Raw genomic sequence first — 26,011 nt, forward strand, 5'->3', positions numbered from 1 at the left:
GTCCGATGAAGTTCAGTATTGGTCAGCGCGCTGTCGCGGGCAATCGCCACGAACCGTTGAACACTGCCAAACGCACCGCGTTGACTGCCGCAGGTTGCGGATTCCGTCCATCGTCAAAGGAAATCATTCGATGCCTACCGTTGCGATCGCGATCTTCCCTGGCGTGCAGGCGCTCGACGTCGCCGGTCCAGTCGATGTGTTCTCCGAAGCCAATCGCTTCATCGCGCCGCAGGATCGCTATGAGGTCACGCTGGTGAGCGCGGAGCCGGGTCCGCTGCGTGCCTCCAACGGCATGACGCTCATCGCCGATGCCACTTTCGACCAATCGCGCCGACCGTTTGACCTTGCGCTGGTTGCAGGCGGCCCCGCGCTGCCCGACGCTACCGCGCCCGACACACGTTTGCTGGAATGGTTATCGCGCATCGCCACGCAGTCCACACGTTATGGCTCGATCTGCACCGGCGCGTTCGCGCTCGGCCATGCCGGACTGCTCGACGCGCGCAATGTCACAACGCACTGGCAGCACGCGGCGCAACTCGCCGAGCAGTTTCCGCACGCACACGTCGATTTCGACCGGATCTATCTGCGCGACGGCAACCTGGTCACGTCGGCGGGTGTAACGGCGGGTATCGATCTATCGCTTGCGTTGGTCGCCGAGGATCACGGACCGCACACAGCGCTCGCCGTCGCCAAACGGCTGGTGGTGTTTGCACAGCGACAAGGCGGGCAGTCGCAGTTCAGTCCTTATCTCATCGCTCCAGCCGATGACACCTCACCGGTCGCTAAAGTTCAGGCGCACGTGATGGAGCGGATTCGCGAGAGCTTCACGGTCAAACAACTGGCGGGCGTCGCGGGAATGAGCGCACGCAATTTTGCGCGCGTGTTCGTGCAGGAGACCAAGGTGACGCCACACGAGTTCGTCGAGCGTGCACGCGTGGATGCGGCGCGCAAGTTGCTCGAAAGCAGCGATGCAGCGCTCAAGGCGATTGCCTACGACTGCGGCTTCGGCACCGCGGACCGGATGCGTATTGTCTTCACGAAGCGGATCGGCGTCACGCCGATGCAATATCGCGAGCGCTTTCGCTCAACGTGAAGGTGAGCGTGAGAAAATGGCGGTCTTCTCAAGCCAACGATCACAAGGAACGACATGTCCACCTCTTCTCCGATTCGAGCGATCGTTACCGGCCACGCTCGCGGCCTTGGCGCATCCCTTGCTGAACAACTGCTGGCGCGCGGCGTCGCGGTACTGGGTTTGTCCCGCTCGCGTCACGCCACGCTCAAAGCGCGTTTCCCAACGCTGCTCGAAGAAATCGAACTCGAGCTTGCCGATCCTACGCGCGTGGCGCAGTGGGTCGCAAGCGATGCACTGCGCAGCTTCGTCAGCGGCGCGCAGAGCGTACTGCTGATCAACAACGCGGGCATGGTTCAGCCGATCGGTCCGATCGAAGACCAGGACGCCACGGACATTGCCACAGCCGTGAGCCTGAACGTGGCCACGCCGCTGATGCTGGCGAGCGCGCTCGCCGCAGCCAGCGTCGACGCGACCGACCGGCGCATCGTGCATATCTCTAGCGGCGCGGCGCGCAATGCATATCCCGGTTGGAGCATCTACTGCGCGACCAAGGCCGCGCTCGATCATCACGCACGAGCCGTTGCACTCGACGCGAATCGTGGGCTGCGTATTTGCAGCCTGGCGCCGGGCGTGATCGATACGAATATGCAGGCGGAGATTCGCGGCAGCGGCACCGAGCAGTTCCCGATGCGCGAAAAATTCGAAGACCTCAAGCGCAACGGCCAACTTTCTACACCTGAACAATGCGCCACCCAGTTGCTCGACTACGCCTTCAGCGATGCGTTCGGGCAATCGCCGGTAGCCGATATTCGCGAAGTCGCGAAGCAAGGCTGACACGAGAGCGCCACGCTCCCGTAAAACCTCACCTTTCGGCCGATACACCGATACTCACACGCCGGGCGCAACCATCGCGCCGCGCTCGCAAAGTCACGGTACGATGCGCGCGCCTGCTCCCGAAAAGTCTCACCTTTGGCACGGAGCGGTTGAGGTTCGGCGCGAAGTGTCCATGGGGCGGCTCCCGAAAAAGCTCACCTTCCGGGCTTGGGGGCAGGCCGCAAAGGCATGCTGGGCGTGGCATCAATGGCTCTGAACAGGCTACTCCCGCAAACCCTCACCTTTGGAGAGGGTTGAGTAATCTGCATACCCAGGTAAGAGGTGGTGTGTGTCAGGCGCTTGCGCTTACCAGCGAATGCTTGCGGGAGTCGTCTTCGGAATTGCTGGAGGGTGAGGCGGAATGATGCGTGCGGGCTCACGTGTCGATGCTTGCCTGTCGACTCCCGAATGTTCTCACCTTTGAGTTTTTTTGAAGGCATTCGGAAGGCCGGTCGCCGTCAAGGCAGCCGGCTCGTTCAGCGTGAGCGCGAGCAGTTGGCACATGTCCGCAGACTAGCGTGTTTCAACCGCCGCCGTTATAGCGAATCATGCTTCGCAAATCACCGGCGCGAGGACTCCCGAAAACCCTCACCTTTGGCCGGTTCGCCGCCCGTGCAGCGTCTAGCTCGCCAGCTTGCGGAACGTTTCCAGCACCGCGTCGCCCTTGAACGGCTTGACGATCCAGCCTTTCACGCCCGCCGCCTTGCCGCGCTCTTTCATCGCCGGGCTGCTCTCGGTCGTCAGCATGATGACGTTGACGGTCGTGTTCGCGAGTTCGCCGCGAATCTTCTCGACCATCGTCAGGCCGTCCATGTTCGGCATGTTGACGTCGCTAATCACCAGCTTGATGCCAGGGCTGGCCTTCAGTTTGGCGAGGCCGTCCTTGCCGTCCACCGCCGTGTCGACGTCCAGACCGTTCTTCTTCAGAAAGCCGGCCACTTCGTCGCGCACCGTGCTCGAATCATCCACCACCAGAATTTTCGACATGTTTGTTTCCTATGACAACACTCAGAACAGATCCAGTTCACCCGCTTCGACCATCGCGCCGACATCGTCCGTGACTTCCTTGAAGTCTTCCGGCGACCAGCTCAGGCTGAACACAAAACGTTGATGCAGCTTGACCGAACGGCCCGACTGCGGGTCAGTCAGCGAGTACATGAAACACAGTTGCGGATTGCCGCTGCCGAACGAGATGTACTTGTGCTTGTGATTCACCAGCAGCGGCACCTGCACCTGGCTGCGCAGCCAGGCGTCCGCATCGCCGACATAGCGGTTCTTGAACGAACCCCAGATCAGATTCGTCACCTCGCCGAGCACGCCATTCAGGTCGCGGAAGTTTGCTTCGCCGTCTTCTGAGTTATCGGTCATCCGATAGCGATCGAGCAGTTCGAGAATCGGCGCCTCTTCCGCCTGCATCATCATGTAACCGCGACACCACGCGCTTTCCAGCGGAATCAGGCTGAACACCTCGCCGAAGATGATCCGGTCGCGCACGATATAAGGCGTATCGCAGGTGATGGTCAGGTCCTTGAACACGTCGCCGAGAATCGCCTGCGTCATGTCGGCGATGCCACGCACTAGCGCGTTCGGATAATCCAGGCTGAAAATGTATTCGTCGATCACCTTGCGCAGCGGCGCCATATCGTGCGCGACGTAGGCCGCGCAGACCACGCGGCGCAAGCTCTCCGGCAAACCGTCGAGGCTCGGATCGTCATCCCGCCGCATGATGATCGGCAATTCGGGGCGCACCGCGTTGATCCTGACCGCGATTTCGGCGCTCGCTTCGGCTGAGCCGCCGTAGCTTTCAGCGAACAGAACCGCGCCCAGATCGATGTTCGAGCGCAACACCGACTGCAAGCGGTTCTTGCCGACTTTCACGCCGACCAGATTGTGCTCGTCGCAGAAGCGCTTCAGCGCCTCTTTATGCACCGGGCAGTCGTCCAGCACCAGCACCTTGCTGACCGGTTTATTCATGTTCATTTCGCATTCCTGCTCGCTGCGGATATCGACGTCATGGTCAACACTCAAAACAACTCCAGCTCACCGCTGGATTCTTCAATTGCGCTCGTGTCCGCCACGAAGTCGATCGACGCATGCGCGCACACGCATATCGTCGCGGCGAGCTGCACGGAACCGTTAAGCGTGATCGAATACGAGGACAGCAAACCCGGCTTCAATTCCGGCAGATGCCGCAGACAACTCGCGCTCAATACATAAGGCGTCGACATGCCGAGGTCAGGAAAATAGTGCAGCAGTTCCTGATTCATCGCGCCGCAGCACAGATTGCAAATTTCCAGAAAGGCTTCCTGGAAAGGCAGTTCGTCGGCCTCTTTCAGGTAGTAGTTGCGGGTGCTGTCGTTTTCGTCGAAGTGAAGGATCAGCAGCAGTCTGAACACGATCGACGAGATGGTCAGCACGACCACCTGGGTGTCCTTCGTAGCGCCCATGCCAACCTCGGCGAGCGACGCGATCTCGCACGTATCGCCTGAATCCCGCGGCAAGCGCGTCTGCGCCGCCTTGCGGAAAATGCGTTCGAAGCTGTCCTTCGCGTTGCCCGTGATCACATCGACACCTGGTGCAGCTTCGAGTGAAACTGGTTGGCGAGCGATTCGACGCTGGAGAGCGACGCCGCGATCATCTTGCCGCCCGCCTGAATGTCCTGGAACGTGGAAGTGGTGGTCAGGTCGTTGCGATGCAGGCTATCGCGATAGCTTTTCGACAATTCCTCAGAACGCGCGGCGAGTGCCCGGACCTCGCTTGCCACCACCGCGAAGCCGCGTCCGGCCGGACCCGCGCGCGCGGCCTCGATCGACGCGTTCAGCGACACGATCACCACATGCCGGACGATCGACGACAGCTCCTGATTCTTCGCGTGCATGTCGTGGTTCTGCGTCATCAGCGAGATCATCTGCTCGTGCCAACGCTCGAATGTCGCGCCGAGGCTCTTCAGACGCGCGGCTTCGCCGGCGATCTGTTGCGCCTGATGCGCCCACTGGTCTTTGTCGTCGGTCGCTGCTTTCAGCGTTGCGCGCAGCTCTTCGACGCTGGCCGATTGCTGCCTCAGTTCCTCATGCAACTGTGCGGCCAACGCTTCCATCTCTTGCGCGGCCTGTTCGCGTTCGCGGATCGCTTCACCGTGGTCCGCCTGTTCCGCCGACAGCGCTTCGATCCGGGCATCCGCTTCGGCGCGCAGTCGTGCCGTCAGTCTCGTGCTTTGCAACTTGTGCACGACAAATGCCAACAGCGCGGTCACCGCGCTGCCTGCCACCGCCGCCAAGGCGTACTGTTCGTACTGTTGAATCACAACCTATCCTTCCGAAGTCCGTCGCGAAACGCGTGTCAATCCGCGTTCGACCAACGTTCAATCTGCCATCGTGTCGAGTTGCACTTCGCCGGCGTCGCCGCGCGCGTCCACACCCAGCGTGTCGACTGCGACGCTATCCGGCAGGCAGACGATCGTCTGGAACTGACGGAACGAGGCGCCCTTGTGATCGTCGGTGAAGCGCAGTTCAATGCGGCCGTTCTCGCGCTTGAGGAAGTCGCGCACGGCGTCCATGCCCACGCCACGGCCCGACACTTCCGTGACTGTTGCAGCAGTAGAGAAGCCTGGCCGGAAAACGAATTCGGCGATGGCTTCGTCGCTCAGCTGTTCGTCGCTGCCGATCCAGCCGCGCTCCATAGCAATGCCGCGAATCCGTTCGAGCGCGAGGCCGCGACCGTCGTCGCTGAGCGTGATCTGCAGCGCGTGATTGTCGACCCCCACTTCGATATCGATCGTGCCTGCCGGTGTCTTGCCGTGTGCGCTGCGCGCCTCGGCGGTTTCGATACCGTGGTCCATCGAATTGCGCAGCAGATGCATGAACACGTTGTTCAGCGTGCCGCCTGCCTGACCACGCAGACGATAGCCGTTGTCGTCGATGCGCACGGTCGGCGCCGGCTTGCCCAGTTCCTGCGCGAGCGAAGGCAGCGAGTCCAGCACGCCGGATAGCGCATCGCGCACGCTTTCGCTGCCCAAGGCGAGCAAGGTTCGGCGCATCGCATCGCGCATCGACTGCAATTCGTGGAGTTCGCTGGCGTTCGTCTTGTCCAGCATGCTTAGGGTCTGCTGAATCTGGTCCTTTTCGACCATCACGTAACGGCTTGCGTTGCCGGCGTTGTTCGTGCCGGCTTTGGCCTTGCGGCCAAGGCTCTGTTCGTTGATTCTGGCGTAGCTCTCGATCGCCTCGCGCACGCGCGTCAACTCCTGCATCAGGTGTTCCTGATCCCACGATCGGTCCGCGTCAGGTTGGCGCAGTTCGTCATAGCTCTGCTCGGTTTCATGGACGACATTGGTCAGATGCGCCAGGTTGTAGGTCCGCGCATTGCCCTTGATGGTGTGCATGTTGCGGAACAGCTCCGCGATCGCGGCATGGTCCGCTTCCGAATGCTTGCGGATGATGCGCTCGTTCTCACTGACAAAACCCGCGGAGCTTTCGATGAAGTGATGGAACTTCTCTTCGCTCACCGCGAGAATCTCGCCGATCATGTCGAGACGGCGGCGCTGTTCGCTGGCTTCCGCAGCGAGCTTGCGCAGTTCGGTGACGTCGCGCACGCACAGCATCAAACGCCCGATCACGTCGTTTTCGTCGGTGATCGCCGACCAGCTGAGGTCGAGGATCTTCACACGGCCATCGGGCATGCGCTTCGAAATTTCGCCGACCAGAAGATGCTGATTGAACGCGAAGTTGATGCAGTCTTCGCCGAGGCACGCATGCGCTGCCGCATCGACTTGCGAGAGCACGTCCGAGCCGAGATCGGTATCCGAGAACACCAGATCCATCAGACCGCGACCGGCGATGTCTTTCGTTTCGAAGATGTCTTCCAGATACGCCGAGTACTCCGCGTGGATCACGGCGCCGTCGATCACCGTCAAAATACCTTGCTGCATGTTCTGCAACATCGCCTGAATGTCGGCGGTCTTCTGCTTGAGTTGCGCCGAGCTTTCCTGAATCTTTTCGATCATGCCGTTGAAGGCGACGATCGAGTGACCGATCTCATCCAGCCGGCCCACCGGCACGCGGCGCGTGAAATCCTGACTCGACGCGATCTCGCTCATCATGGCTTGCATGCGGCTGAGCGGACGGGTGATCTGACGGTAGAGCAGCGTGCCGATGAAGGTCAGCAGAATGATCGCGATGCCGGTGACTGCAGCGATGGCTGTCGTGGTGGTGGAAAGCGTGGCGTTCAGTGCGGTGATCGCCTCGTCTTTCTGGCGGTTCTTCTCGACGCGCAGGGTTTCGACGATGCCTTCGAGTTCGTCGCGATACTGCGCGACGTTCGCGAACAGATACGCTTGCGCGAGTTCGTTCTTGCCGTCGGCCTTCATTTTCGCCGTCTCGGCGATAGCGGAGAAGTAGTTCTCGAGGCTGTCGTTGGCCTGGGAGACAAGACCTTGCTGGGCGTGGCTCGCGGCGTCTTTGGCTTGCAGCGCGAGGGCCTGTTGCAACGAGGCCTTTTTCTTCTTCAGTTCGTCTTGTGCCTGGGCGACCATGTTGGCGTCCGGCGCGTAGACCAACGTCATGGTCGCGAGCTGTACGTCTTTGACTTGCGAGACGAGGTCAGCGGAAGCCAGCGCGCTAGGCACCACGCCTTCCGTCACTTTGCGTACTTCGGCTGCGCTGCCGCGTGTCTGATACACGGCGTAACCGCCTATCGCCGACAAGGCGACGAACATCAAGACAACCAATAGTGTGATGCGATGACGGATAGTCATGTGAAACCCCCGAGGGTATGGCCTTCGCGTCAGCCCTCGATCGGAGCAGCGCGTTTTTTGCGAATTTAAGTCAAGCTTGCAGCGCTGCCGAGTATTGCTGGGGCATATTACTAAGCTGTGACTACAGGGCGTTTGGCCACGCCAACGAGATTAAATATTCTTCTAAAGTTTTTGGTTTCGACGCCGTTTACGGCAGTCGTTTTTCGCCCCGCGGCGCGTAGTTTTTTTGCAACAGCCGGCGTTGCGTCGACGCTAATTGAACGGCAGCTGTTTTCGCCAGACGCTTCAGCGAATCGACGGCAGATGCTTCGACGCCTCACGCACAGTAAGCGGCGACATGATGTCCCGCGAAGCGGCAAGAAATGCGCTCACCGCGTGAGGAGCATGCCACGCGTAGTCCCGCAACGCCCAACCGATAGCCTTACGGATGAAGAAGTCGCTTTCCGCGGCGAGCGTTCGCGCGTACCCGAAAAGACGCTCTTCGTCGGTGTGCTCGCGCCAGCCGAGTTGATGAATCATGGCAATGCGCCGAACCCACAGCGATTCGTGCTGGAGTGCCGCATCCATCGCGGCCTGCACCTTCGGCGTATGGGCTCGCGCCGCTTTCAGAACGTCGCCGACGACACCCGCTAGCGGATCGATCGAATCCCACCAGGCGCTCCGCTGAGCGAGCGTTAATAAGTGTGCGATGTCCGCCGCCGCAAGCGTCTTCCATTTGCGCGCCAACAGGTCGGTCGCAATGTATTGGAATTCGCGTTCCGGCATCGACCATAAGACATTCGCGCACGCCAGTAGATGATCGGCATTCTCCACCGGCAGCCGCTTGAATACCGGCAATACCGCTTGCCGCCGCAGCGGGGTCGGCACACCGATGAACTCGAAGTGGTGACGCATATAGGCGCGCATCGCAAGCGCGCGTTGAGCGTCGGCGTGCGGCACGAGCGCCGCCTTGATTTCTTCGCCAAAAGCGTCTGGCGTCATGGGGGAAGTACTCCAGGTGAATGGAAAGTAACTCGCAGCTGGGTGCGTTCGGGTAGGTCTCCCGAATCTTCTCACCTTCGAATCGAAAGTGCGCTGACAGGTAGCAACATTATCACCGCACGCGCTCCCGAATATTCTCACCTATGCGTTTTTCAGCTTCCCTTCTAACCGGGCCATGGGGAGCACTCCCTGGAAATCCTCACCTTATTACAGGTGCGTGTTCAACATGGCGATTGCTCACCTCCTGGAATCGCTCACCTTTTGCGAGCGATCTCCTGGAACTCCTCACCTTGGCGCGTCTTGGCTTACTTCCACGGTGCAGTTCGGCTCCTGGGACGGCTCACCTTTCGCTGATATGGCGGCACCTCCTGGAACGGCTCACCTCTTCCCGACGTGATGCCATGCCCCCTGGAACAACTCACCTTTCGTTGAGGTGGCGGCGTCTCCTGGAATTCCTCACCTTTGGCTGTGTTAACGATATTTCCTGGCGGTCCTCACCTTTGATCACGACGACGCCATCTCCTGGAATTCCTCACCATCCTGGAACTACTCACCTTTGAATGGATGGCCGCGCAGGATGGCAGACCGTCAGTCACGCCTCCCGGCGCGAGCCCGTTTGGTTTGCCGTTTTTGTCCCGCGCGACATCAGTTTGTCTTTAGCTCCCGCCGAAGAAGATATTGCATTGCGGGTCGATGTTGCAGGGCTTGATATGTTTCCCGCCGCTCTGCGCTTTCGTGTCGGGCATGCCGCCGTATCCCTGCGTCGCCGTGTTGGAAGGCGCAGCCTGAGTCGCTGTGTTTTCCTGTGGAGCGGGTTGTTGAGTTTCCGGCATGCTTTGCGAATGCGCGATCCCTGCCATGACAAGCAATCCGGCGGCAGAAGCCACCATCAGGTGTGATTTCATTTTTAGCTCCTTAATTAAGGGTGCGTTATTCACTGGTGTGATTCGTTATCCGCGGGCCCGGACGTCGGCATGGATAGGGGATTTTCGGGCGCGCGAACGCTCTTCGGGTCGCAGGCGATTTGCCCGAGGCCAAAGTTTTAGGTGGTTATGAAAATACGGGGAGCAGTGCGCCGAGCCGAGGTCCTGGGGCGCAAGATGGCGTGCAAACTGGCAGTGTCAACGGATTTCGTGAACCCATCGGCACGGAATAATCGCCCTGCAAATACGAGTTATAGGGCGTGAGATGCTTAAGCGATAGCGAATATTTGCGTGCGTCCATCCACGCACTCGCAAGCGTCTTTTTACGCCAGGCCCGGGGCTTATTACGCCAGATTAGAACTTCACCTTTACCTGAAACCCGATCGTGAACGGAAGATGGTCCGAGGGGATCGGCGGAATCACAATGAAGTTAGCCCCGACGCGCTTGTAGTCAACCATCACGATCGGCGCGACCACTGGCCCGATCGTGTGGTCGCGACCCAGACCCCAGTTTCCATAGTTATAGCCCGAGATAATCCCGCCCATCGCCGCGATCCGCACGATGCCCCAGTGCGCGAACTCGGGCGCCCAGACACCGCCGCCATAGTACGAAGGCCGCCGCAGTGAGTTGCGAAAACCGCCGGCAGTCAGTGCCCATTGATTGTTGAGCCAGCATTCGACGCCAAGGCCAGGATTGAACTGCTCAAAATGGGTGTTGGGGTCGGGGTTGATGTGATACGAGCCGAGCATTGCGTCGACCCATACGCCGCCCTCGCACCAGTTGCCCGCATGCGCAGCGGACGCCGCGGCCAGGCTCGCGGCCAGCGCCACGGCGGTACGCCGGATGTTCTTCTTGATCTGCCGAAAATGCATGTGCTCTCCGTCACCGGTCGAGCGCCGGTGTCATCTATGTTCCAGGTATTCCTGCATGTCGTCCGTCGCGCACTGTACCTCAACCCGCACCGGCGATGTGGAGGACACGCTCGGGCGCGCGGGCACAGGACGTGCCCCGCGGCGCAGATGCAACCATAACGGAGAACCGATGGCAGAGCGGTGAACACCCGGCAGGTGTCCAGCTTCAATGTCTGGGAAACGTCTAGAGGCCGAGATCGGAGAGGCCCGGATGATCGTCGGGGCGGCGGCCGAGCGGCCAATGATAAAGACGGTCGGCCTCGCGGATCGGCAAATCGTTGATGCTGGCATGACGGCGCGCCATCAACCCGTGCTCATCGAACTCCCAATTCTCGTTGCCGTATGAACGGAACCAGTTGTTCGAGTCGTCGTGCCACTCGTAGGCAAAGCGCACGGCGATGCGGTTATCCGTGTATGCCCATAGTTCCTTGATCAGGCGGTAGTCGAGTTCCTTTGCCCATTTGCGGCGCAACAGTCCGACGATCTCCGCCCGTCCATGCGTGAACTCGGCGCGGTTGCGCCAGACGCTATCTGGTGTGTACGCGAGCGACACGCGCTCGGGGTCGCGGGTATTCCAGCCGTCTTCCGCGGCGCGCACTTTCTGGATCGCGGTTTCGCGTGTGAACGGCGGTAGTGGCGGGCGGGTTTCGATCGAATCGGCCATGGTGGTTCCTCAGTCAGGTTGCGGTGCGCCGGGATGGCGGTCGTTTGCTTGGGGTTTTGCCTCGCGACTTGCTCGCTGGTTGACCTGCGCGTGGGTCCGATTCGCTTGCCGACTCGGTATCGAGCAAGGCTTCCGCTGCGGCTCGCGCGTCGAGCGCGGCGTCGGCCTCGCCGCTCACCAGCGCCACGGCGATGGCACCGTCGAGCAAGATCAACCATTGGCGCGACAAGCGCCCGGCGCGGCGGGCGTCCATACCCGATTCGGCCGCGTATTCATCCCACTGGGTTCGCACGAACGCGAGCAGGCGTTCCTTGTGTTTACGCGCGACGATCCGGATCGGATCATCCGCGGAGGCGATTTCGCCGGCGGCGTTCAAAAACGCGCAACCATGAAAATCCTCCGATGCAAACCATTCGCGCAGCACATCGAACATGCCGAGCAGGTGCTTGCGTACAGTCTTGCCATGCTGCAGCGTGCCCGCGATAAACCAGTTCATCCAGCGTTCATCGCGCCGCTCCAGCGCGGCGGCGACAAGCGCGTCTTTCGATTCGAAGTGCGTGTAAAAGCTCTTGCGCGCGGTGTCGGACTGCTTGACGATCGCATCGACGCCTGTGGCGTGGATGCCGCCGGCGTAGATCAACGCTTCCGCAGCGTCGAGCAGCCTTTCACGCGCGCTGCCGGACGCAGCCGATTCAATTGGGTTTTGAGTAGCCATGTGCAAAGGGTAGAACGATCATTCTCCTTCGTCAAGTTTTTATGCGCTTCGGCGGGAAGGGTACGCTTACTGCTATCGTGATGACGATCGATCAACTGGAACGAATCTCATGAGTCGCTCTACTATCCGCGCAACGTTTGTACGTGCGCTGCTCAGCGCAACGCTGCTGACGGCAATGATGGCCTGTACGCCTCTGCAAGTGCTCACCCATACGGTCAGCCAGAACGAAGCGCGCGTGCCGGCCGGACGCTACGACCTCGATCCGGACCATTGCAGCATTACCTTCGACATCGATCACTTCAAGTATTCGCGCTTTACCATGCGCTTCGACCGCAAGCAGGGGCAGCTCGACTGGAACGAAGGAGGTCTGGACAAGAGTAGCGCAACGATCACGATCGACGCCGCGAGCATCGATACGAATGTGTCGCTACTCGACAAGATGGTGAAAAGCGCGAGCATGCTCGACGTGTCGCGCTATCCGGAGGTGCGCTTCGCCAGCACGCGCTTTGAGCGCACCGGCGAATCACGTGGCACGTTGAGCGGCAATCTGACCATTCACGGTGTCACGCAACCCGTGACGCTAGACGTGACTTTCAACGGTTTCGCGCCCGATCCGCTCACGAAAAAGGACACGCTCGGCTTTTCTGCGGACGGTCATTTCAGCCGCGCGAAGTTCGGTTTGGCGACGTGGTACCCGGCCGTCGGCGATGATATTCATGTGCGCGTTCAGGCCGAGTTTGTTAAAACGCCCGCAGGCAGGTGAGCGCGGTGCGGGCGTTTCGTTTCAGGCGTTTTTGTTCCAGGCGCTTTGTTCCAGGCGTTTCGTTTCAGCGGCTACGCCTGAGTGTGCCGTTTGTCAGCTCACGCAGCAGTCCAGTCGAGAATCACCTTGCCGCTCTCACCTGAGAGCATCGTGGCGAACGCTTCCTGATATTCATCGACCTTGAAATGATGCGTGAGGATCGGCGACAGGTCCAAACCGCTTTGCAGCATCGCGACCATCTTGTACCAGGTCTCGAACATCTCGCGGCCATAAATGCCCTTGATTTCGAGGCCTTTGAAAATGACCTGGGTCCAGTCGATCGCGGTCTGCGCGGGCGGAATGCCGAGCAGCGCAATCTTGCCACCGTGGTTCATCGCTTCGAGCATGCTGGTGAAAGCGCTCGGCACACCTGACATTTCCAGCCCGACGTCGAAACCTTCGGCCATGTGCAAATCCGCCATCACGTCGCGCAACGATTCACGCGAGACGTTCACCGCACGCGTCGCGCCCATCTTGCGCGCGAGTTCGAGGCGATAGTCGTTGACGTCGGTGATCACCACATTGCGTGCGCCGACGTGTTTCGCAATCGCCACCGCCATGATGCCGATCGGCCCAGCGCCGGTAATCAGCACGTCTTCGCCGACCAGGTTGAACGACAGCGCCGTATGCGTGGCGTTGCCGAACGGATCGAAGATCGCGGCGAGATCGTCGGAGATTTCAGGCGGAATCTTGAACGCGTTGAACGCGGGAATCACGAGGTATTCGGCGAATGCGCCTTCACGATTCACGCCGACGCCCACCGTATTGCGGCACAGATGCCGGCGTCCTGCACGACAGTTGCGACAGAAGCCGCACGTGATATGCCCTTCGCCCGACACGCGATCGCCGATCGCAAAGCCGCGCACTTCCTGGCCCATTTCGACGATTTCACCGACGTATTCGTGGCCGACATGCATCGGTACCGGAATCGTCTTTTGCGCCCAGTCGTCCCATTTCCAGATGTGGATATCGGTGCCGCAGATCGCGGTGCGCGTGATGCGGATCATCACGTCGTTGTGGCCGACTTCGGGCTTCTTCACATCCGTCAGCGTGAGGCCCGGTGCGCGTTCGAGTTTTGCCAATGCTTTCATGTGCGCCTCCGCTTCAGATGATGCCGAGTTGACGGCCGACGCGCGCGAATGCGTCGACGGCTCGATCGATTTGTTCCGGCGTATGTGCGGCGCTCATTTGCGTGCGGATGCGCGCACGGCCTTTGGGCACCACGGGGAACGAGAAGCCGATCACGTACACGCCTTCCTTCAACAACGCGTCGGCCATATTCGATGCGAGTTGCGCGTCACCCAGCATGACCGGAATGATCGGGTGTTCGCCGGGCACGAGCGTGAAGCCGAGCGCGCTCATCGCGCGGCGGAAATGCGCGCCGTTTTCGCGCACGCGCGCGCGCAGTTGCGCGCCTTCGTCGCTGGCGAGCAATTCGAGTACTTTCAGCGAGGCGGCAGCAATGCTCGGCGTCAGCGTGTTCGAGAACAGATAGGGACGTGAGCGTTGACGCAGCAGATCGACCACTTCCTGGCGCGCGGCGACGTAGCCGCCCGATGCGCCGCCCAGTGCTTTGCCGAGCGTGCCGGTAATGATGTCGACGCGCGACAGCACACCGCAATGTTCCGGCGTGCCGCGCCCATGTTCGCCGACGAAACCGACAGCGTGCGAATCGTCGACCATCACCAGTGCACCGTAGCGGTCGGCCAGATCGCAAATGCCGGCGAGGTTGGCGATGATGCCGTCCATCGAAAACACGCCGTCGGTGGCGATCAGCTTGAAGCGCGCGCCGGTGGCATCGGCTTCTTTCAACCTGGCTTCGAGATCGGCGAGGTCATTGTTCTTGTAGCGAAAGCGCTTCGCCTTCGAAAGCCGCACACCGTCGATGATGCTCGCGTGGTTCAACTCGTCGCTGATGATGGCGTCGTTTTCGTCGAGCAGGGTTTCGAACAGACCGCCGTTCGCATCGAAACAGCTGGAATAGAGGATGCAGTCGTCGGTTTGCAGGAATGCGGCCAGCGCTTTTTCGAGGTCTTTGTGCACGGTTTGCGTGCCGCAAATGAAACGCACCGACGCCATGCCGAAGCCGTCGTTATCCAGGCCAAGCTTTGCGGCCTCGATCAGCCGTTCGTCGTTAGCCAGACCGAGATAGTTATTCGCGCAGAAATTCAGCACTTCCGTGCCGTTCGCGAGACGCACATCAGCCGACTGCGGGCTGGCGATCACGCGCTCGTTCTTGTAAAAACCGTCAGCGCGAATCTGCTCGAGAGTGCCGCGCAGATAGGCGAGGTAAAGGTCACGCATGAACCAGACTCCTGAAAGGGTGATGCGCCCCGACATGTCCGGCATCTGCGGCATTTTCGACGTCAAGGCGGGCTGTTATAGTCGGCTGTCAGTTTTATCGGATATTTTCGTTTTTCCGAACTAAAATCCGGTATGCCGAACAACTCTAAACGATAGGTCAGTAAATGGCAAGTTCGGGAATTCGCCGCGCAGCAGCCAACGCGGCACCTACTTCCGGCGCGAGCCCGGTTCCGGCGATCGCGGCGCCGCCTCGTGTCGGCGAACAGATTCAGCGTCTACGCGCCGAACGGCGCATGACGCTCGACGACCTGTCGCGTGCGGCCGGCGTGTCGAAATCGATGCTCTCGGAAATCGAACGCGACAAGGCCAATCCGACGATCGCCGTCGCCTGGCGTCTGACGAACGCGCTCGGCGTCAGTCTCGATTCGCTGTTCGCGCCGCAAAAGGCGCCGGAGGCGATCGCCGTCTCCGGTCCGCACGACATCCCGACTTTGAGCGGGCACGAGGCCAAGTATCAGTTACGTGTCTGGGGGCCGATCGAGTTGGCCGGCAAGTTCGAGTGGTACGAACTGACGCTGCAGCCAGGCGGGGCGCTGGTGTCGAACGCGCACGAGCCCGGCACGCGTGAGCATCTGACCGTGTTGCAGGGATCGATCGAGATCGAGGCGGCCGGCACGACGAAGCGGCTCAAGGCCGCGGACACAGCGCGCTACGTCGCCGACGAGACGCACGCGATCCGCAACGCCGGCAAGGGCGAGGCGAAGGCGCTGCTGGTGGTGATTCACGGCTGAGGGGCGGGCGCACCGTTGCTGATTATTGGTTGACTCGGGCGGAAACGAGCTGAATTGGCCGTTCGGCTAAGGTTGCGCGAGACACTGTATATTTGTACAGTACAGGGTATCGACTGGAGCCGATAATGAACGACCTGACCACCGAACAAGCCGAGCATGCTCTGGCCGCGCTGCGCTATCAAACCGCGGCGCGCGATCTTGAACACATCGTGCGCAACATCGCCGCGCGCTACATCGTCCAGCAGGTACCGCTCTCATGGCGCCTGCTCCATGCAATCGAAGCCGAAGCGTTGGCCGATCTCGGGTTTGCCAGCCGGCACGACGCGATCATGCTCGGGCTGTTCCAGCGGCCGTCCGAGTTGCCTTATCCGGAAACGGACGAGGCGGTGGACTTCGGCACATCCACCGCGTTGCCGGCGGTGTTTGCGTTTGCCGTCTCGGCCTATGAAGAGGCGGCACGCCGCGCCGCGCAACCTGCGTCTAAAGGTGCTCCGCTAAAGCACGCGCGGGCGTGGGGCGACTGACTTAGGCGCTGTACTTTCATCGGTTGCCACCTACAATATGCGCAACTAACGGAAAGATAGCGTATGTCACCTCCTCATCTGTCCGACCCGGTCCCGCGCCCTGCACCGTCAACCGATCTCTTCGATCGGGAGCGCGAAGACTGGCGTCGCGATCCGCAAATTGCGTTCGACGCATGGCTTGCCAAGCAGCATTTCAGGCGTTCTTCCGCTGAAGTCTATCAAGCGCAGTGGGGGCTTTTCCTCGACTGGCTTGCGGTTCGTCAAAAGAGTCTGGTCACGGTCGATACGCAAACCATCGCTGAATTCGTGGGCGGGCTTGCGATTCGAAAACCGCAACGCGTGAGGTATTTGCGACTCATTGAACGGGTGCTGGACCACGTGCGCGAAATCGAATCCGCGTCGACCAATCCTGCACGCTTCATTGCTCAGGATGGCGAAGCAGCATGGCGAAATGCACGCGATAACGAGCCGACCGGTTTTCTCAACCATGCCGAACGAACCGCGCTCATTGCCCATCTGTTTTCGCCCTTGCCGGCCTTGTCCGTAGCGCAGCGCCGGAGAGAGCGACGCGATCGTGCATTGATTGCGGTGTTTCTCGGTGGCGGACTTAAGACCAGCGAGGCCGCGACGCTTACGGTTAGTTGCGTGAACGTCGGCTCACCCTGGGTCACGATCGAGTCCGCGAATCCGATGCTGACGCGGCGTACCCGGCTCGCGCCTTTCGCGGCCGCGATTCTCGACGCGTGGCTTGCCGAACGGCGCCTCTCCGAACTGGCCGGCAATCTGGTCTTTCCCGCTTCGCCTTCAGGGCGGCCAATGCACAAGGCCACAATGCTGCGCGCAGTCGACGCGTTGATCGACGCGGCCGGAATTGCCGCGTCGCGAGCCTCACGCGCCAGTCCGCAAACTTTACGCAACACCTTCGCGGCGGACCTGTTCGAGAGCGGGGTTGAGGCAGAACTGGTCGGGCAATGGCTGGGATTTGTACAGGCAGTGTCCGCCAACCGGTTGTATCGGGCGTGGCAAAGGTGGATGGATCAGCAGGATTTGCCGGTCGTCAATGAACCGGATCCAGCTGCCGCGCCATTGCCCGCGCCTAGGCGTGACGGGCGTTTGACGAGAAAAGGGTGATCGGATGAGCCCTGAAAATACTCACCCTTGGGGTCCCGAATTTCCTCACCTTTGGCGATTTAGCGGCTATGACGTCCGCGCCGAGCGGTCATGTCGACGCCGCAATCGAAGCGCGCGATAAAAACCGGCTGACCGCCTCCAGCCTTGATTCACCGGGCCCTGACGAGTGATCGCACTCAGGACACTGCAGTTCGAAGCGGTGATTCACTTGCGATAGCTCGGGCTCACCTTCCTTACATTTTGGGCAGCGCAGCGGTAGCGTGACATGGCCGTCCGCTGCGGTGCCGATCACGGTCAACTCGTCGGTCGTGAGCCTGCCTGCTTCGACCAGCGAACACAGCAGGCTCGCGATCGCCGCGTCGATTCCCTGTTGGCCGCGCAGCATGGCAACTTCTTTCGTCAAAACATCCACTTCGTCCGATTGCTCGCGCAGTTGCGCGTCGAGCCGGTCGCCGCGCGCCTTGGCCGCGGCAATCTGCTGGATAAACTCGAATTCCTTGCGGCTTGCGTCACGCACCCCCGACTGATAGGTGGCGGCCATGCTGCGTAATGAATCGAGTTCGACCAGCATCGGCTTCACACGCCGCTCGGCTTCGGCAACGGCGTCCTTGATCTGTTGCGCATAGTGTTCGGTGCTTTGGCGCAATTCGACATGCAGTGCATCGATCCGGTCGCGCAGCGCCGCGTTGGTCGCCTGTTCGGTTTCGAGGCGTTGACGCAGCGTTTCGTTTTCACCGTCGAGCCGGCGCACCGTTGCCTGCAAGCCTTCCTGGTGAGCGGTCCCATGTGTCGTGGTGCTGGATAGCTCAGTCTCGAGTGCGCGGACGCGCTCCCACGCAGCTTCAGCTCTCAGTTCGCTGCGCTTGATCGCCTCTTCTGAAACGTCGCAGCGAATTTCCGCTTCTCGTGCGCGTTGGTCGGCTGCGGTGACCTGGGCCCGAATTTCCTCGCGCTCGCTGTCAAGGGTCGAGCGGGCATGGACAACGGCTTCTTCAAAGAGTGCGCCCAATAGTTCTCCGGCGCGATCTTCCAGTACTTTCGGGATAGCACCGGCACCGACTTTGACACGCGACACCGTTCTGATGCGTTCCCAGAAATGGTCGATGTCTTTCGGAATGTCGCTTGCGCTGCCAGTTTGGGTCAGGTCGCGAACGGCCGCCATCGACGGGCGAATCCCCAAATCGAAAAAGAGTCGCTTGCAGGCGTGAAGTGACAGTTCTTGCCGCCGTGCCCCGCCAGCCCTCAACGATTCAAGCTCGTCACGGATGGCTTGCCGTTCTTGGTCCAGATTCATATCTACCTCGATGTCGCTCGAATTGGATGAATCATAACAATTTACGTATTATTTGCTACGTATTTGTTTGTGGCGAGTGCTATTTGGCTAGTTGGCGTGTTTTGGGGCGGCCGGTAGGTTCAGAGATTGGGGGAAGCTGAATTTTTCCGTGAAACAAATCGAAGACTAGCCAATAAGCCTTTGTAAATAAAGCGCTTTCATCAGTTTCTTTCTGATCGCGCACTGTTTCACGAACGCGTCATGGTAGCTGGGGGGGTGGGGAGGTCTTGTCCGAAGGACGCGCGGGGAAATTCTAGAGAGTAATAAAAGTAAACACCTTTGAACCCATGTTAAAAACGTTAACGCCATGGCAAACCCTTACCAGGCAGGGGTTCCAGCCCGGTAAGGTGAAGCTTTGCGGGAGAGGTGGTGAGGTCTTGCGGGAGTGTCGAGTGATGAGGTTCGGGAGCCTCGGTGAGCGGGTCCGGGACAGAACGTGAGCGGGTTCAGGAGCCGCCCCAAAAGCGCGGTTTGGCTAAAGGTGAGATTTTGCAGGACCTGAGCGCCCCGGATCGCCCGGCAGCACTTAAAAGTCGGTTCAGAGCGCGGCCGGCCTGAAGGTGAGCGCTTTCGGGACCGCCGTGGACCCCAATTTTTGACCTTATTTTGGTCTCGTAAACCCCATTGGTGAGTCAAGACAGGAGAAAACGCGAACCGAAGGTGAGACTTTCCGGGGCCGAGTCGCCATTTTTGCCTCAATTTTGTGCATTTTGGCGCTTAAGGTGAGCGTTTGCGGGAGCTGAACGGGATTTCGACCGAAATTCTGTCCGCTGCGTCGACGGGGTCGTCAGTCACCCTTGAGGAAAGGTGAGCGAATTCGGGAGGCGTGGATCGAGGCGATGGCCGGCTCGTCAAATTGCCTGTTTTGGGCCAGAGGTGAGGTTTTTCGGGAGTCTTTTTGGACGCTTGCGATCGCTAAGGTGAGGAAATACAGGACCAAAATCGCTGCGATGGGCCGGAAAAGCCCTACGGACGCTGTCAGAGCCGTTCCGATTTTGCGGTTGCTGAATTCCTAAGGTGAGGTTTTTCGGGGCCCTTCGGGTTGCGACTGGAAACGGCAGATTTCACTGAAAAGCTGCTTAAGGTGAGGATATACGGGAGCAGGTACCCATAGCTGGGTTAACAGTGACTCTATAAGTCAATGAAATCATTGAATAATTTTTGTGCGCTGCGCAAAGGTGAGGTTTTTCGGGGGGGCTTTTCCGTGACCCGCGCAGGCCTCTTCCCAGCTCATTGGTGAGGCTTTTCGGGAGTATTTATCGGTGTTTTTTCAGGTCTCCAGGTCCGGAGGCCGCGTCGTTCCGAGCGCTCAGCAGGAGTTAAGGTGAGCTTTTTCGGGGGAGTTTGTCGCGACTCGGATCTCAGTCTTTCGCTAATGAGGTGTTTGTCTGCCGGGTTCGGCAGCCTCTATTCAACTGGACATGTAGCGATTGCCGTGCGTATCTGTGCGGCGAAGGCCATATGGCCGCGATCGACGGGGCGTGGGTTCCGGCGAGCTTCGTTGCGGCACCCACCTGGATATAGCGAGTTCAGCGCGCGTGCCGGGCTCCTCCCCTCCCCTATTCGCCGAAATGAGCCGAAGCGCCTTCGCGCCACAGACTCAGGGCGAGTGCGCCCCGCTCGCAACCTGCGCATGGCCAAAATTCAAGAGAATTTTTTTGAGGTGAGAAGATTCGGGATCGAACAGCTCCCGTTCGCGGCAGGTCAGAAATCGGTCAGTATTTCGGGAGGCCGCGGCCTGTAAGGATGCCCTGAACCTGGCGCGAAACGGGTGAGGTGAGGGTTTTCGGGAGTTGCTCGAGGTGAGTTGCGCTTCGTAAACTCACTTCACCGGGAACGGTGAGACCCACGCTATAGACGTGTATCACCACAGCCGGTATGCTCTCGGCAAATCCCTCCTCGACCAGACGCATGGCCACGAAGCGCGCGAAGAAGACAGATGTAGTCAGCCCGAGCTCGGCCGAATTGCGCAAAGCCGTCGAGGCGATCGCCATCCAGCCCAAGAGCGGCAAGATCACGCTGCTCACCCGCAAGTTGTTCAACGTTCTGCTTGCCGTCGCTCAGCAAGCTGACGAGTCCGGTGACACTTATCGGGCCTTGCTGTCCGACATCGTCGCCAATTCAGCATTCGATTCGAACGACACGGCGCTCGTGAAAGAGCACCTGCGGCGTATGGTGTCGGTGCAGGTCGAATGGAGTACCGGTACGTCCAGCCAGAAACCGGGCCGGAAATGGGGTATCTCCACGCTGATTGCCGACGCGGAAATTCTCGAGGACCCCACCACCCGCCGCGTCTGGGTGGAGTTCTCATTTGCGCCGAAGATCAAGAAGAAGCTGCTCGATCCGGTTCAGTATGCACGGCTGAGTCTGCAGTTCCAAAGCCAGCTGCGCAGTAGCGCGGGTCTCGCACTTTACGAGATTTGCGTTCGCTACCTGACCAACCCGAGCCATCTGACGATGCGCGAATCATGGGAATGGTGGCGCCCTATCCTCTCCGGCACACCGGACACCGAAGCGGGTGACGAGGCGAAGCGCGAATACAAGTACTTCAAGCGAGACTACCTGCGCCCGGCCATCGCCGAAGTGAATGCGGTCACCAACATCTTTGTCGAATTGATCGAGCACCGGGAAGGGCGGCGGGTCGCCGAGATCCAGTTCCGCGTGACCGAGCGCAAGCAGCCCATGCTCGCACTCGACGAACACCCGAATGTGTTCGACAGCACCTTGGTCGACCGGATGGTGAAGATCGGCATTCCGCTGAAAGAAGCGCAAACACTGTATGCCGATAGCGAAGAAAATCGGATTCGCGCGGCTCTGCAGATGACCGAGCAACGCATGCGCAGCACGTCGTTGCCCGCTGTGCGTAGCGCACCGGCTCTGTTCAAGGATGCGTTGAAGAAGGGCTATGCGCCGCCGGTCGAGGCGCTGCCGTCCGGTAGCGGTGGCAAAGCCGCGGTGGCCGCGCCGGCGGACGACCTGAAAGCGCGTCTGCTTGGCGAGTATTCGGCGGTTCGCCGCAAGGAAGCGCGCGAGCTTTACGACGAGCAAGGTGAGTCCGAGCGGGAGATTGCGCGGAAGTCGTTTGAGGAAGACGAGTTGCCGGATCTCGGCACGCATATGCGGGACGACTGGCGTCGTCGTGGACTGGACTCGAAGATCGTCGAAACGGCGTTCTTCGATTGGCTGGCTCGCAAAACCTGGGGCGAACCCACCGATGGCGATCTGCTCGCCTTCACGCTGAGCCAGTCGCGCGCAGCGTAATCATCAAGATTGCATCAAGAAAAACGGCGGCCACTTTCGTGCGCCGCCGTATTTTTTCCTGCTGATACTGTCCTTCTGCTACTTCCCCGCAGTTACTTCAGCATCTTTTCAATCTGACGAAGAATGTCGTCACGCTTTTCACGCGTGAGACCCTTCAGACGCAGTTCAATTCGATCGTCCCCATACGATTTCAGATCGCCTACCGCGACACCGCCGAGCTTGATTTCCAGACGCTGCGCATAGCGCTGCCGACCCGCCGGCTTGGTGCTTTCCTGCGCGCTTGCCCTGCCCTTCACGATGTCCGCGACTTGTCGCGTGCTCAGGTCGTCTGAGAGGATTTTGTTGATCAGACGCAGCGTAGCGTCGGCGCCGCGGGCAGTGTGATATCGGCCCACCTGATACGCCATGTTCGAACCAAAGCGGTCAGGCCTTGCGACCATCTCATGCATTATCACCTCGGGCAGCTTTGCGATCGACAGGGCGACCGCGACGGTCGACTCGTCCAATCCAAGATGTTCGGCGAGCTCCTTCTGGCTCTGGAAATGCCGATCGTCGAGAAAGCGTTTCCAGACGACGGCGTTGTCGAACACCGTCTGCGAATCGCGCTGGACGTTGAGGTCGTAGCCGAGCTTGTAGCTTTGGATGCCGATCGGCAGATCGATAACGATCGCCTTCACCGATTCCTTGTTCGCTTCCTTAAGCGCCCGTACACGCCGGCCGCCGTCGCTGACAAAGTAGGTGCCGGGATTGTCGTAATCGGGAATGACGTGAATCGCCTGCTGCTGCCCCTGCTTCGCCAGATTGACGGCAAGCTCGGCAATCGACGACTTCAGATAGAAGTGGCGCGGATTGAACGGGCTCGGCTTGATCGTTTTGAGCGCGAGCTCGATGACCTGGCCTGGACGGTAAGTATGCTCGATTCGCCACGCACGGTAGGCCGCCGACTCATTGGCGATATCGACCGCTTCGACTTCCGCGATGTCCTGCGACATAACCGACTGGATGGGGCGGCTCGGCGCATCGCCAGTCGTGGCGCCATTCTTGACCAAACCGTCGATCGCATTCAGGCGGTCGAGGGCGGTTCGCTTTTCGCTGCTGGTCGTATCAGGACGTGCTTGAAAGCCTTTGGCGAATTGGGAGGGTTTCATTCAGGGTCCTTTATGCGCATAAATTCAGGGGAGCAAGGCTGCGATCTCGTTGGCGCACGCCCGTACTTCGATGGCGGCGAGCTTGGCGCCGCGATCGTTCATCTGAAGCACTGTTTGCCCTAACGCCATTGCCTGCTTATAGGCTTCGCGCGTCGGGATCTGGGTCTTGAGCAGTGGGAAGCCTAGCTCTTCCAACGCGCGCTTCAGTTCGCGCGTCAACATCCGCTTCTCTTCGGTCTTATTCAGTAGAAAGACTGCGCGCAGGTCCTCGTTCATGACCTGGGCTTGCTGCACGAGCTTTACCAATCCAACGCTCGACCAATAGTCGGCGGGCGACGACGACGTTGGCATGATCGCGACGCTCGCCGCGAGTAACACGACGCCGGACACTTTCTCGGTGATGGAGGGGGGGCAGTCGACGACGATGATGTCGTAGTCCGCCACGAACTTCTTGATCTCGCGATGGATCTGGCTGCCGGCTTCGGAGAGATTGACGACCGGAAAGGGGATGCCGGTTTCGCCGTCTGATGATGCACTGGCCCAGTGGACCAGTGTGTTTTGACCATCTGCGTCTACAACGAGGACGCGCTTGCCTTTCTCATGGAACGCAGCGCCGAGGTGCATCGCGATTGTGCTCTTCCCGACCCCACCCTTCTGCTGAGTTACCGCGATGATTTCTGCTGCCAATCTTCACCTCCTCTTTTTAGACGCAGATGGATTTTACCTGGATGAATTCGCATTTCAATCGTTTTTGTGTAAACGCGAGACGAAATAGCGATTTGAGATAGGTTTATGCGCATAAAGGCGGTGACGGGGCGCAGCTAACGCGTAGCGGCGTCGATGCGCTTATCGGTGGGAATAGGTTTGGCGGCGCCTGGGAAATATCAGGCGCTATGAGATGGCGAACGGAGTGACGCGCTACGCGACTCAGCTCGATGTGGAGTTGCGCTATCGGATGTAGCGGGGAGCGTCAGTCATCTTGGATTCAGTGCTGCGCCGAGCGTCCCTTTTGCATGGCCCGGCTATTGGCGGCAACGAGGCGTATGCGGATCGCGCTCGTGCCCGCGAGTCGTTTGGTGTCGATGGTCTTTATGCGCATAAACCGAACGACACCACATCACCAACAGGCAAAGTCTCTTTCCCAACCAAACGAAACCCGATCGTCCCACCCCGCCTCGCCCAGCGACCTCACCACCCGATACCCGCCACCCGCTAAAATCCCCACAAAAACCTCCCTGCAACCCAATGCCAACAACGCCTACCAAACAACCATGATCACCATCTACCACAACCCCCGCTGTTCAAAATCGCGAGCCACGTGCGACCTGATTGCTAGCACCTACAACAGCGCAAACGAAGCAACCGAAATTGTTGAGTACCTGAAGCAGCCGCTCACGGTCGCGCAGTTAAAGCAACTCAACGCGCAGCTAGGCTGCACAGTCCGCGAGATGATCCGCGACACCGAAGCCGAATACAAAGCACTCGAACTCTCCGACGCTACGTTGACTGACGCTCAGTTATACGAAGCATTGGCAAAGCACCCCCATCCTCCTGCAACGACCGATCGTCGTGCGAAACGGGCGGGCCGTGATTGGCCGCCCGCCGGAAAATGTCGAAGCGCTATTCGCCTAGGCGTCGAAACATCACGGCCTAAGTAACCTAGGCCTTGGCAGGCAATGCAGCGTCCTTCGTCACGATCTTTGTCGGGATGATGCGCAGTTCGCTGAACGTGTCGGCAATACGTTGTTGTTCTGCAAGTACGTTCGCGTCGACGGGTTTGTAGATGTGCGCGTAGTGCCGCAAACCCGCTTCGATCACGCCTGCGTCGAGCCCTTGAATCGGCGCGAGCTGGGCGGCTGCTTCGCTGTAGTGGCCACGTACCCACGCCCCCTCTTTACCCACCTCGTCCATCATGATCGCGAGCACGTCACCGTTTTGCTGCGCAAACGGCCGCGCGCTCAGGAAGAATTGATGGTGACTCACGATACCTTCGGCGTCGGCAAGCAGGCGGGCATTCGACTGGCGTTTTGCCGCCTCGAGAAACGGATCCCAGATCGCCCATGCGTCGATCGCACCGCGTTCGAAGGCCGCACGCGCATCGGCGGGCGGCAGAAAAACAGGGTGGACATCGTTGTACTTCACGCCGCTCTTCTGCAATGCGGCGACCAGAAACCAGTGAACGTCCGAACCCTTGTTGAGCGCGATCTTTTTGCCCTTCAGATCGGCCAGCGTTTTGATCGGCGCGTCCTGATGCACGAGGATGCCTTCGGCATGCGGCGTCGGGATCTCATAAGCCGTGTAGACGAAGTTCGCGCCGGCCGCTTGCGCGAACACTGGCGGCGCCTCGCCGACATAACCGAAGTCGATCGCGCCGATATTCAATCCTTCGAGCAACTGCGGCCCGGCGGGAAACTCAGTCCACTTAACCGTGATGCCAAGCGGAGCGAGTCGCTTTTCGAGCGTGCCGTGCGCCTTTAGCAACACGAGCGTACTGGCCGCTTTCTGATAACCGATGCGAAATTCCTTCGCGTGCGTGTCCGCGGCGAAGACTGATGTGGAGACAATGGGCAAGGCCGCGGCGGCCAGCGATGCGCCCATACCGGCGATAAACGCGCGGCGCTTGAGCAGCGGATGACGGGACATAAAAGTGCTCGTTAAAAAGACGGACGCAAAACGGACCGATTGGCTCTGACGATAATTCGTCTGCAAGCCTGGACGAACCGATAAATTCGCATAAGCAAATCACGCTGGAAGGCATGGGACACATCAGCGGTCCCTGTCTGCGTGCCTGGCCGCGTCAAGTCGGCGCGCCCCGCTACGATCCG

Annotated in this window: 23 protein-coding genes and 1 pseudogene; 8 read left to right on the top strand and 16 right to left on the bottom strand. The window is 59.8% G+C overall.

The window, feature by feature from the left end; all coding sequences use genetic code 11:
* The first annotated feature begins 130 nt into the window (after positions 1-130).
* Both GNZ13_RS33595 and GNZ13_RS33600 read left to right on the top strand, forming a co-directional pair.
* The gene (locus GNZ13_RS33595; protein WP_172172578.1) at positions 131-1,093 is read left to right on the top strand and encodes a GlxA family transcriptional regulator; all 963 of its coding nucleotides are present in this window, start codon (positions 131-133) and stop codon (positions 1,091-1,093) included.
* Positions 1,094-1,147: 54 nt separating this feature from the next.
* Complete coding sequence (locus GNZ13_RS33600) at positions 1,148-1,906, top strand: SDR family oxidoreductase (protein ID WP_172172580.1); 759 nt, start codon at positions 1,148-1,150, stop codon at positions 1,904-1,906.
* 660 nt (positions 1,907-2,566) lie between these two features.
* Here GNZ13_RS33600 and GNZ13_RS33605 read toward each other — a convergent pair.
* From GNZ13_RS33605 to GNZ13_RS33650, 10 genes are all read right to left on the bottom strand, one after another.
* Positions 2,567-2,932, bottom strand: coding sequence for a response regulator (locus GNZ13_RS33605; RefSeq protein ID WP_028196001.1), 366 nt, complete (start codon positions 2,930-2,932; stop codon positions 2,567-2,569).
* Positions 2,933-2,953: 21 nt separating this feature from the next.
* Positions 2,954-3,925, bottom strand: coding sequence for a chemotaxis protein CheX (locus tag GNZ13_RS33610; protein WP_172172582.1), 972 nt, complete (start codon positions 3,923-3,925; stop codon positions 2,954-2,956).
* 44 nt (positions 3,926-3,969) lie between these two features.
* On the bottom strand, positions 3,970-4,509 hold the full coding sequence (locus tag GNZ13_RS33615; protein WP_172172584.1) for a hypothetical protein: 540 nt from the start codon (positions 4,507-4,509) through the stop codon (positions 3,970-3,972).
* Positions 4,506-5,249, bottom strand: a complete 744-nt coding sequence (locus GNZ13_RS33620; protein WP_328807339.1) for a methyl-accepting chemotaxis protein — start codon at positions 5,247-5,249, stop codon at positions 4,506-4,508. The genes GNZ13_RS33615 and GNZ13_RS33620 overlap by 4 nt, the downstream gene beginning before the upstream one ends.
* A 57-nt stretch (positions 5,250-5,306) precedes the next feature.
* Positions 5,307-7,697: a HAMP domain-containing protein gene (locus GNZ13_RS33625; protein ID WP_172172586.1), complete on the bottom strand. Its 2,391-nt coding sequence runs from the start codon at positions 7,695-7,697 to the stop codon at positions 5,307-5,309.
* Between the two features lie 285 nt (positions 7,698-7,982).
* A complete protein-coding gene (locus GNZ13_RS33630; protein WP_172172588.1) occupies positions 7,983-8,678 on the bottom strand; it encodes a DNA alkylation repair protein in 696 nt (231 codons plus the stop codon).
* Positions 8,679-9,334: 656 nt separating this feature from the next.
* Positions 9,335-9,583 carry a hypothetical protein gene (locus tag GNZ13_RS33635; RefSeq protein ID WP_172172590.1) on the bottom strand — a complete coding sequence of 83 codons (249 nt, stop codon included), beginning with the start codon at positions 9,581-9,583 and terminating at the stop codon, positions 9,335-9,337.
* Between the two features lie 372 nt (positions 9,584-9,955).
* Positions 9,956-10,474, bottom strand: a complete 519-nt coding sequence (locus GNZ13_RS33640; RefSeq protein ID WP_172172592.1) for a hypothetical protein — start codon at positions 10,472-10,474, stop codon at positions 9,956-9,958.
* A gap of 223 nt (positions 10,475-10,697) precedes the next feature.
* Positions 10,698-11,177, bottom strand: a complete 480-nt coding sequence (locus tag GNZ13_RS33645) for a nuclear transport factor 2 family protein (protein WP_172172594.1) — start codon at positions 11,175-11,177, stop codon at positions 10,698-10,700.
* Between the two features lie 13 nt (positions 11,178-11,190).
* Complete coding sequence (locus GNZ13_RS33650; protein ID WP_172172596.1) at positions 11,191-11,892, bottom strand: TetR/AcrR family transcriptional regulator; 702 nt, start codon at positions 11,890-11,892, stop codon at positions 11,191-11,193.
* A gap of 109 nt (positions 11,893-12,001) precedes the next feature.
* Here GNZ13_RS33650 and GNZ13_RS33655 point away from each other — a divergent pair, with 109 nt between their 5' ends.
* Positions 12,002-12,655 (top strand): YceI family protein, encoded by a 654-nt coding sequence (locus tag GNZ13_RS33655; RefSeq protein WP_172172598.1) that lies wholly within the window; start codon positions 12,002-12,004, stop codon positions 12,653-12,655.
* Positions 12,656-12,753: 98 nt separating this feature from the next.
* Here the strand turns inward: GNZ13_RS33655 and tdh are convergent, their stop codons facing one another.
* A complete protein-coding gene (gene tdh, locus GNZ13_RS33660) occupies positions 12,754-13,785 on the bottom strand; it encodes an L-threonine 3-dehydrogenase (protein WP_172172600.1) in 1,032 nt (343 codons plus the stop codon).
* A 13-nt stretch (positions 13,786-13,798) separates the two neighbouring features.
* A complete protein-coding gene (locus tag GNZ13_RS33665) occupies positions 13,799-14,998 on the bottom strand; it encodes a glycine C-acetyltransferase (protein WP_172172602.1) in 1,200 nt (399 codons plus the stop codon).
* A 164-nt stretch (positions 14,999-15,162) separates the two neighbouring features.
* On the opposite strand from GNZ13_RS33665, the gene GNZ13_RS33670 reads away from it, so the two are divergent.
* From GNZ13_RS33670 to GNZ13_RS33680, 3 genes are all read left to right on the top strand, one after another.
* On the top strand, positions 15,163-15,789 hold the full coding sequence (locus GNZ13_RS33670) for a helix-turn-helix domain-containing protein (RefSeq protein WP_172172604.1): 627 nt from the start codon (positions 15,163-15,165) through the stop codon (positions 15,787-15,789).
* Between the two features lie 125 nt (positions 15,790-15,914).
* A complete protein-coding gene (locus tag GNZ13_RS33675) occupies positions 15,915-16,313 on the top strand; it encodes a DUF2471 family protein (protein WP_115779261.1) in 399 nt (132 codons plus the stop codon).
* A 63-nt stretch (positions 16,314-16,376) separates the two neighbouring features.
* Positions 16,377-17,444 carry a tyrosine-type recombinase/integrase gene (locus tag GNZ13_RS33680; protein WP_172172606.1) on the top strand — a complete coding sequence of 356 codons (1,068 nt, stop codon included), beginning with the start codon at positions 16,377-16,379 and terminating at the stop codon, positions 17,442-17,444.
* 88 nt (positions 17,445-17,532) lie between these two features.
* Here the strand turns inward: GNZ13_RS33680 and GNZ13_RS33685 are convergent, their stop codons facing one another.
* A complete protein-coding gene (locus GNZ13_RS33685; RefSeq protein WP_172172608.1) occupies positions 17,533-18,738 on the bottom strand; it encodes a DNA-binding protein in 1,206 nt (401 codons plus the stop codon).
* 1,950 nt (positions 18,739-20,688) lie between these two features.
* Here GNZ13_RS33685 and GNZ13_RS33690 point away from each other — a divergent pair.
* Complete coding sequence (locus GNZ13_RS33690; RefSeq protein WP_172172610.1) at positions 20,689-22,038, top strand: replication initiation protein; 1,350 nt, start codon at positions 20,689-20,691, stop codon at positions 22,036-22,038.
* Positions 22,039-22,130: 92 nt separating this feature from the next.
* Here GNZ13_RS33690 and GNZ13_RS33695 read toward each other — a convergent pair whose 3' ends face one another.
* Positions 22,131-23,186, bottom strand: a complete 1,056-nt coding sequence (locus GNZ13_RS33695; RefSeq protein WP_172172612.1) for a ParB/RepB/Spo0J family partition protein — start codon at positions 23,184-23,186, stop codon at positions 22,131-22,133.
* A 24-nt stretch (positions 23,187-23,210) separates the two neighbouring features.
* Positions 23,211-23,873, bottom strand: a complete 663-nt coding sequence (parA, locus tag GNZ13_RS33700; protein WP_054034704.1) for a ParA family partition ATPase — start codon at positions 23,871-23,873, stop codon at positions 23,211-23,213.
* A gap of 584 nt (positions 23,874-24,457) precedes the next feature.
* Here parA and arsC point away from each other — a divergent pair.
* Positions 24,458-24,818 (top strand): annotated as a pseudogene (arsC, locus tag GNZ13_RS33705) (arsenate reductase (glutaredoxin)).
* Between the two features lie 27 nt (positions 24,819-24,845).
* On the opposite strand, the gene GNZ13_RS33710 reads toward arsC, so the two are convergent.
* Complete coding sequence (locus GNZ13_RS33710) at positions 24,846-25,829, bottom strand: sulfonate ABC transporter substrate-binding protein (RefSeq protein ID WP_172172614.1); 984 nt, start codon at positions 25,827-25,829, stop codon at positions 24,846-24,848.
* Positions 25,830-26,011 lie beyond the last annotated feature (182 nt).

The organism is Paraburkholderia elongata (genome assembly GCF_013177735.1).
GTDB lineage: Bacteria > Pseudomonadota > Gammaproteobacteria > Burkholderiales > Burkholderiaceae > Paraburkholderia > Paraburkholderia elongata.